At 33.8% G+C, this 9,126-nt stretch carries 6 protein-coding genes; 2 read left to right on the top strand and 4 right to left on the bottom strand.

What is annotated here, in order from left to right:
- Nucleotides 1–288: 288 nt before the first annotated feature.
- Together DIU01_RS09660 and DIU01_RS09655 are read left to right on the top strand one after the other, a co-directional pair.
- The gene (locus DIU01_RS09660; protein ID WP_290833899.1) at nucleotides 289–1,764 is read left to right on the top strand and encodes a hypothetical protein; all 1,476 of its coding nucleotides are present in this window, start codon (nucleotides 289–291) and stop codon (nucleotides 1,762–1,764) included.
- Nucleotides 1,765–1,832: 68 nt separating this feature from the next.
- A complete protein-coding gene (locus DIU01_RS09655) occupies nucleotides 1,833–3,617 on the top strand; it encodes a cytochrome c peroxidase (protein ID WP_290833897.1) in 1,785 nt (594 codons plus the stop codon).
- Between the two features lie 165 nt (nucleotides 3,618–3,782).
- Here the strand turns inward: DIU01_RS09655 and DIU01_RS09650 are convergent, their stop codons facing one another.
- The 4 genes from DIU01_RS09650 to DIU01_RS09635 all read right to left on the bottom strand — a co-directional run.
- The gene (locus tag DIU01_RS09650) at nucleotides 3,783–4,262 is read right to left on the bottom strand and encodes a YcxB family protein (protein WP_290833895.1); all 480 of its coding nucleotides are present in this window, start codon (nucleotides 4,260–4,262) and stop codon (nucleotides 3,783–3,785) included.
- Between the two features lie 32 nt (nucleotides 4,263–4,294).
- Nucleotides 4,295–7,009 (bottom strand): DNA gyrase/topoisomerase IV subunit A, encoded by a 2,715-nt coding sequence (locus tag DIU01_RS09645; RefSeq protein WP_290833893.1) that lies wholly within the window; start codon nucleotides 7,007–7,009, stop codon nucleotides 4,295–4,297.
- Between the two features lie 39 nt (nucleotides 7,010–7,048).
- Nucleotides 7,049–8,152 carry a PDDEXK nuclease domain-containing protein gene (locus tag DIU01_RS09640; RefSeq protein WP_290833891.1) on the bottom strand — a complete coding sequence of 368 codons (1,104 nt, stop codon included), beginning with the start codon at nucleotides 8,150–8,152 and terminating at the stop codon, nucleotides 7,049–7,051.
- Between the two features lie 10 nt (nucleotides 8,153–8,162).
- On the bottom strand, nucleotides 8,163–9,126 hold a 964-nt coding region (locus DIU01_RS09635), incomplete at its 5' end, for a toprim domain-containing protein (protein ID WP_290833889.1).

The raw sequence follows: 9,126 nt of genomic DNA, 5'->3' as shown, positions 1-9,126 counted from the left end.
GAAAGGTTTTTTTATTTCCATTACAAACGAAGTTCACTGAACTCAAATGAAAATTAATATCATGTGAAGTAATCAGGGCTATATTTGAATTAGTATTGAAGAGAGTTCAAAATAGTAAAGACGTCTTTGAGAAATTAACTAACTTTAGTTTTACAAAATAGTTACATCTTAAACTTACCTTAAACTGAAATTTACCTTTTTTTGATGCATTGTAAATTTTCACTTAAAACGATTACAATTTCCTTGCAATAATTTTGGCTTCAAATAAAAAACTTAAAACAAATTATTATGAACCAGAATTATTTACAAAAAGTAATTGCACTAGCATTATTATCTGTGGCAACAATCAGCTGTCAAGATGACGAAGACGGAAAAAGCGTAAACCAAGACATCGATTTCTCTTACTCATCTTCTGTTCCACCATTAGCTATCGCAAAAGAAGGATTTGAAGATTTAGAAATTACATCTTTATTAAGTAGTCCAGACGTTTTACCACAATCGCCAGGTTTTGTATTTGGTGCACAACCAGATGGTGCAGGTTTCATGAAAAATCCAGCTGGTGAAGGTTATGTAATGATTACAAATCACGAAATTTTAAAATCGGTTTCAAGAGTTTACTTTGATAAAGCTTTAAAACCTGTAAAAGGTGAATATATTGTTGATGCAGTTGGTGGTTTAACTCGTTTATGCTCTGCAACTTTGGCAACGCCACAATTAAATGGTTTTGGCCCAATGTTTTTAACAGCTGGAGAAAGTGGTGAAGAAAGTATGGTTCACGGTATCGATCCATTCGGTCCAACTACAGATAAATCTAGAACAGACAGAGTTTTACCAGCATTAGGAAAAGCAAGTATGGAAAATGCTGTGCCACTTCCTAAAGCAGCTTATCCTGGAAAAACTGTAATTTTAATTGGTGAAGATCAATCTTACACAACCTCACACTCAAGTGCTGGACAAGTAATTATGTACATGAGCACAACTGTAGGTGATTTGTCTAACGGAAAATTATATGCATTAAAAAGAAACGATGGCAACCAAGTAGAAACTGCTATCAATATGGGAACTTCATTCGACGTTTCTTTTGTTGAAATTCCAAATGCTAAAAACTTAACTGGTGCTGCAATTAACACAGCTGTAAATTCGCTTGGAGCAATTCGTTTTTCTAGAGTTGAAGACGTAGATTACAGAAAAGGTTCTGCAAAAAACAACAGAGAAATCTATTTTACAGCTACTGGTCAAGCAAGTTCAAACATGCCAGTAGAAGGTTATACAATGTGGGGAAGAGTTTATAAATTAGTTTTAGACAACAACAACCCTTTAATTGGAAAACTAGAATTGGTTATCAATGGTGATGCAACTCCTGGAACTGGAATCATCAATCCAGATAACATTTGTGTAACAGAAAACTACGTTTACACACAAGAAGACGGAGATTCTTATTATACTGCTGCACAACACGATTCATACATTTGGCAATACAAAATTTCAACTAAAACAAATGTGCCTTGGTTAACAATGAACCACAAACGTACCGATGCTACTTGGAACAGTACTTACAATCAATCTGGTGAAATGCGTTTTGGAAGCTGGGAATATGGTGCAATGGAAGATATCTCTGATGTAATTGGAGTTCCAGGAACATTCTACGTTAACATTCACCCACATACTTGGCAAAAAAATGCATTTTTAAATGCTGACGGAAGCGGATTGAACACTAACAAAGAAGGTGGTCAAACGATAATTATTAGAAACGTTCAAAGATAATTTGATACTCAATACTTTAAAAGCAACCTGTAATGGGTTGCTTTTTCACTTTATATTAAATTCATAAAATGAAACTATTATTTCCAAAAATTGCACTACTACTTTTAACATTCCTTCTATTTGGATGTCAAAAAGAATACACACCAATCACAATTCAAGCCGAATTACTTTCTAATGTAGAAGAAGTTAGCAAGCAAGTAACTCAATTAAGCAACGTTGTTTCTTCAAAGAAAAGCCAAACCGAAATTCACAACGCGTTTTCTAAAACTCGAATAGCTTACAAAAAAATCGAATGGGCTGTAGAATATTTCACACCCGATCCTGCCCGATTTATAAATGGTCCAGCACTTGACGAACTAGAAGTAGAAGAAAATAAATTTTTGTCACCCAACGGATTTCAAGTCATTGAAGAATATATTTTTCCAAAATATGAAATTCAAAACAAAACCGAATTACTTAGAGAAATTGCAGTGCTTAAAGGAAATTTAGCACAAGTTCGCGAACATTTAAAAGCAATAACCATTTCACCCGATTATGTTTTGGACGCTTCAAAAATGGAAGTCTATCGCATTTTAACGCTAGGAATCACAGGCTTCGACTCGCCTGTTGCTCTACAATCCATTCCAGAAACTCAAGCTAGTTTATCATCTTTAAAAAGTTTGATATCTAAATTAAATACTACGAAATCAAAAACCGAAAATGAGATTACTTCATTAATTGACAAAGCGGTTGCGTTTTGCAAATCCAATTCCGATTTCAATGCTTTTGATAGAGCAACGTTCATTAAATCTTATCTCAACCCAATTAGCGAAAAGTTAGCACAATTTCAAAAAGACAATGCTATTCCGAATGTTGCAAAAAACAACGCCATCAACCCAAATGCAACTTCACTTTTTGCAAAAAATACGTTCAACGTAAATGCTTTTATTCCGTCTGATGAATATAAATATACAGCTGAAAAAGCAAAATTAGGCGAAATGTTATTCTACGACAATACATTATCCAAAGACCAAAACCGCAGTTGCGCTTCTTGCCACAATCCAGAAAAAGCCTTCACCGACGGATTAAAAACCAACCAATCACTTACGGGAACAAGCCTGCCAAGAAACACGCCAACTGTAACTTATGCATCGTTGCAAAACGCACAATTTTGGGACATGCGCCAAACCGATTTAGAAAAACAAAGCAAGGACGTGATTCAGAATAAAGAAGAAATGCATGGCGATTTAAAAAACAGTTTGCCAAAATTGATACAAAATCCAAAATATAAAATCCTAATTAACAAAGCATTTCCACAAAAAGCCGAACTACAAGAATGGCAACTCCAAAATGCAATTGCCAGTTACATTCGTTCGTTAAACAAATTCAACTCTAAATTTGACACGCATTTTCAAGGCACTTCCACTACACTTTCTAGCGAAGAACAACTTGGATTTAATCTTTTTGCAGGAAAAGCAAAATGCGCAACTTGTCATTTTATTCCGCTTTTTAACGGAACTGTTCCTCCTATTTACAAAAAAACCGAGCAGGAAGTTATTGGAACGCCACAAGTTAAAAATGGTAAAATCATCAGTCCCGATTTAGGAAGATTTACCCAATACAAAATGGCGCAACTCAAGCACGCTTTTAAAACTCCTACACTTAGAAATGTTGCTCAAACCGCGCCATACATGCACAATGGCGTTTTTACAACACTAGAAGAAGTAGTAGATTTTTACAATAAAGGCGGCGGAATTGGCACAGGAATTAACGTAGAAAACCAAACGTTACCAGCAGATGCACTGAATTTAACCGCAACCGAACAAAAAGCACTTGTTGCCTTCATGAAAACTCTTTCGGATAATAAAAATTAGAAACGAATGGCTTGGGAATTTTTGGTTTCCATATTCCTGCTATCCATTACAATAAAAAATGCCTTGAAACAATCAAGGCATTTTTTATTTTCATTGCTATCAGGGTTAATTAGTATTTGTATTGAATAGATGTCAAACTATTTAAGACACTTTTGTTTACACTAATTATTTTTTCTTGTTAAGGATAAAATCAATTTCACTTCTATTCTTAAAAATTTCCTTTGAAAGATAAATACTTATTCCGTTTTCCTGTTTTAAAAGAATTCCTTTTTGAGTTTCAATAAGATTTTTTAATCCATCCCAACTTATTTTTCCATTAGAAAATGGTCCAGAATGAACCATGTAATCCTCTGTAAATTCAACCTCAAAATTCTTTCCAACAATATTACTTTTCAACCGGTCATTAATCCATTTTCTCTTTTCAAAATAAAATTTCACCAACTCATAAATTCCAAGAAAAATAAAAATAAAAGGGATAAACTTAAGCTTCTCACTCTTAATTGTAAAATAAATGAACAATCCAAAAACTATCAACAACAAAGCAAAAATTGGTTCCCATTTTTTCAACTTATAAGTAGAAATCATTTCTTCATAAGCTTCTTTGTAATATTCTTTATTAGGTGTAAAATTAATTTTAAAATTCACTTTTACAATTTTTATACAAGTTAATAAGTTTTCTACTCCAAGCTCAACGTAATCTGTCCGTCATCATCCAATTCGGTTTGAATATCTTCAGAAACGCCATCTACTCCCGAAACTTCTGGTTCTTCTGGAACTTCTTCCACTGGTTCTTCGTATGGTAACGATTCTAAAAGATTTACTTGCTTTAGTTTATCAGTAGTCAATTGGTTACCCAAAGCTTTGATTCCTTTTACTGCAATAAATTGTTCTAAATCAATGGTTTGGTTATCTTTTTGAACGCCTTTTACTTTTGCAAAAACAATTTCAGCAACTGGTCGCCAATCGGTAGAAACAATTTCTAATTGTGATTTTTCGTGTTCGGTGATGAAAACTTCTTCTTTATTTTCGTTTTCGACCAAAAATCGTTTAATGAAATAGCGCTCTTTTTCTCCATCATAATAAATTGTAGAAATAGGTTTCTTCGGATTCCATTTTTCGAGCACAATCATATCTTCGTCAAAATGCGTAGTCAATTCTGGAATAATGGTTTTCAATTTTCCAGATTGATTGATTATTAACAAACGGTCGTTTGGTCGGAATTCACCTAACAACTCACCTCTTCCATCAACATTCAATCTTTGAACTGTATCATCAAACCAAACTTTTCTCGGACGCAAAGTAGAAATTCCTTTCTCCTTCAATTCGATTTTCTTGATTGGATATTTGGTAACTGTATTTCCACGAGAAGCACGACCTTTTATAGCAATATCGGTAAAATCTAAATCCCATTTTAGTTTTTTCACACTTCCAACTTGACGCAATAATATCGTTACAACCTCAGCTTCACCATTTGGATTTGCTGAGAAATATAATGTTTGCGAACCAGCTTTTTCTTGTGTTAAATCATAAAATTTATCACGAGTTACTCCCGAAACATTAAAACGTTTGATAAATGTAGAACCATTTTTGCCATCACGGTAAATCATGTTGTAAATGGTTCGTTTGTCATTTTTATCAAAAACAGCAATATGAATGATGTCTTTTCCAACAAATTTTTTGTCATCCACTTTGGCAATCATCATTTTTCCATCGCGTAAGAAAACAATAACATCATCGATATCAGAACAATCGGCAACATATTCGTCTTTTTTCAATCCTGTTCCAAAGAAACCTTCTTCTTTGTTAACATATAATTTTGTGTTTCTTAAAACCACTTTTGTAGCTTCAATATTTTCAAAACTTCTCAATTCCGTTTGACGTTCACGACCTTTTCCGTATTTCTCTTTCAAACGAGCAAAATAATCAATAGCAAAATCAATTAGATTATCTAAATGATGTTGCACTTCTTTCATTTCGTCTTCCAATTTGGCAATAAAATCATCCGCTTTATCCGAGTCAAATCGCGTAATACGAATCATCGGAATTTGCGTTAATTTTTGCAAATCTTCATCTTCAATTTCACGTACGAATGATTTTTTGAAAGGCTCAAAACGATCGTACATATATTTATAAAGCGCTTCTCTATCCGAATACAATTTGAAATCGATGTACATTTCTTCACGAATGAAAATCTTTTCTAAAGTCGAGAAATGCCATTTATTTTTAAGTTCTTCTAATTGAATTTCGAGTTCTTTCTTCAATAAATCAACCGTTCTTTCTGTCGAAATTTTCAACATATCAGATACTCCGATGAACAAAGGTTTGTTATCTTCAATCACACAGCCCAAAGGTGCCACAGATGTTTCGCACGCTGTGAAAGCATACAAAGCATCAATCGTTTTATCTGGAGAAACTCCTGGAAATAAATGAATTAGAATTTCAACTTCAGCAGCGGTGTTGTCTTCAATTTTCTTGATTTTGATTTTACCTTTTTCGTTGGCTTTCAAAATACTATCAATCAAGGTCGATGTATTGGTCGAAAACGGAATTTGGGTAATCACCAAAGTCTGTTTATCTAATTGCGAGATTTTGGCACGAACACGAACACGTCCGCCACGCAAACCATCGTTATAATTGGAAACATCGGCAATTCCAGCCGTTTGAAAATCTGGATATAATGTAAAAGGTTTTCCTTTTAAAATTTTAATCGAAGCGTCAATCAATTCGTTGAAATTGTGAGGCAATACTTTAGTCGAAAGTCCAACCGCAATTCCTTCTGCACCTTGAGCCAAAAGTAATGGAAACTTTACTGGAAGATTGTTTGGTTCAGCACGACGACCATCGTAAGAAACACCCCAATCGGTAATTTTTGGCGAATACAAAACTTCTAAAGCAAACTTTGACAAACGTGCTTCAATATATCTCGAAGCCGCAGCGCTATCTCCGGTTAGAATATTTCCCCAGTTTCCTTGACAATCAATCAACAACTCTTTCTGACCAATTTGTACCATGGCATCACCAATACTCGCATCACCGTGAGGATGATACTGCATTGTGTGTCCTACGACATTCGCAACTTTGTTATAACGACCATCATCCAACTCTTTCAAGGAGTGCATAATACGACGTTGCACTGGTTTGAAACCATCTTCAATCGCAGGTACGGCACGCTCGAGAATTACATAGGAAGCGTAATCCAAAAACCAATCTTTGTACATTCCTGTAACTTTGGTGATGGTATCTTCTGGATTCTCGTCGTTTTCGTAAAAGTGATTTTTGCCTGTAGAAACTATGTCCTCAAAGCCTTCGTCAGCAATTTCGTCGTTGGTAGATTCTTCTAACTCGTCGTTAGTTTCTTCTTCGTTAATGTTATCTTCTTCTTCGTCTTTCATTTATGCTGAATTTATTTCAGTATCTGTTTAAATTAACTTCTATTTACTATTAATTAATTTTATTAAATCTTCTTTACTTGGTAAAATTGTTTTGTACTTACTTGCAAAAATTTGTTCGTTATTATCTGGTAATGTGTATTCTACTACCAAATCACTTTTATTTTGACAAAGTACAATTCCGATGGTTTTGTTTTCTCCTTCGAGGCGCATTTCTCTATCATAATAGTTGACATACATTTGCATTTGACCTAAATCTTGATGTTTCAATTCGCCAATTTTTAAATCTATTAAAACAAAACTTCTTAAAACTCTATTGTAAAATACTAAATCAATATAGAAATGTTTATCATCAAATGTAATTCGTTTTTGACGCGCGACAAAGGCAAAACCTTCACCTAATTCTAATAGAAAATGTTCTAATTTATTGATTATTTCTTGCTCTAATTCGGATTCAGAATAATTATGTAATTCTGGTAATCCTAAGAATTCTAAAATATAAGGATCTTTTATAATGTCTTTTGGTTTTTCAATAATTTGACCTTCTTCTGATAATTTTAAAACACCTTCTTTATCTCTACTTAAAGCCAATCGTGTATATAAAGCAGAATCATATTGACGTTTTAATTCACGTACACTCCAATTGTGTTTCTCTGATTCAATTTCGTAGAAACTTCTTTCTTTTTCATCATCAATTCTCATTAGAAAAGTATAATGTGACCAAGTAAGTTTAAAAAAAGATATAAGTGTTTGAAAATCAATATTTTTGAATTCCGTAGACAGTGACTGCGTTTTTTGCGAATCCGATTCCGTAGACAGTGTCTGTGGAATTTGAATATTTAATATCCTTAAGAGCATAGTCGAATTTGAATAAATCAAATAAAATTTTCTAATTTGCTCTAAACTACTTAACGAAAACCCTTTCCCAAACTCCTTTGTCAATTGTTGAGAAAGTCCTTTTAGGATTTGCTTTCCGTATTCGGCGCGTTCTTTTCCGTTTTGTTCCTCTTCGACAATCATTCTTCCAATTTCGAAATACGTGTAGGTCATTGTTGAATTTACCGTACGCAAAACTTGTTGTTGTGCATTTTGCAATAACACAACTACTTGTTGGAATAACTCTTTATTTTGAAGTTCTTTTGACAAAATTCTAACTTTATTTCTCCACCAATTCCTTATCCAATTCCACTTTCAAATTATTGATAATAAAAATCTGTCTATCTGGTGTATTTTTACCCATATAGAATTCTAACAACGTTTCTATTGATGTGGCTTTATCTAACATCACAGGATCTAATCGAATGCTTTCTCCAATGAAATGTTTGAACTCATCAGGCGAAATTTCTCCTAATCCTTTGAATCGCGTTATTTCTGGTTTTGGTTTTAGCTTTTCAATGGCATCTCTTCGTTCTTCGTCTGAATAGCAATAGATGGTTTCTTTTTTGTTTCGCACACGGAATAATGGCGTTTGCAAAATATACAAATGTCCTTCTTTGATCATTTCTGGGAAAAATTGAAGGAAAAACGTAATCAACAACAAACGAATGTGCATTCCGTCGACATCGGCATCGGTGGCAATTACTATATTGTTGTAACGTAAATCTTCGATGCTTTCTTCAATGTCTAATGCTGCTTGAAGCAAATTAAATTCTTCGTTTTCGTACACAATTTTCTTCGACATTCCATAAGAATTCAAAGGCTTACCACGTAAACTAAAAACGGCTTGTGTATTCACATCACGGCTTTTGGTAATCGAACCCGAAGCCGAATCTCCTTCGGTAATAAAAAGCGTACTTTCTAAACTTCTTGGATTTTTTGCATCGGTTAAATGCACACGACAATCACGTAATTTTTTATTGTGTAAACTTGCTTTTTTTGCTCTGTCTTTGGCTAATTTTCTAATTCCTGAAAGTTCTTTACGTTCGCGTTCGGCTTGCAAAATCTTACGCAAAAGCAAATCGGCAACTTCCGGATTTTTATGTAAAAAATTATCTAATTTGGTTGTAATAAAATCGTGAATAAACGTTCGAACCGTCGGACCATTCGGACCAACATCGTTAGAACCCAATTTGGTTTTGGTTTGCGATTCGAAAACAGGTTCTTCCACTTTAATGGAACGT

Origin of the sequence: Flavobacterium sp. (genome assembly GCF_003525665.1) — a bacterium.
Taxonomy (GTDB): domain Bacteria; phylum Bacteroidota; class Bacteroidia; order Flavobacteriales; family Flavobacteriaceae; genus Flavobacterium.
This window is presented reverse-complemented; position numbering and strand designations above follow the sequence as displayed.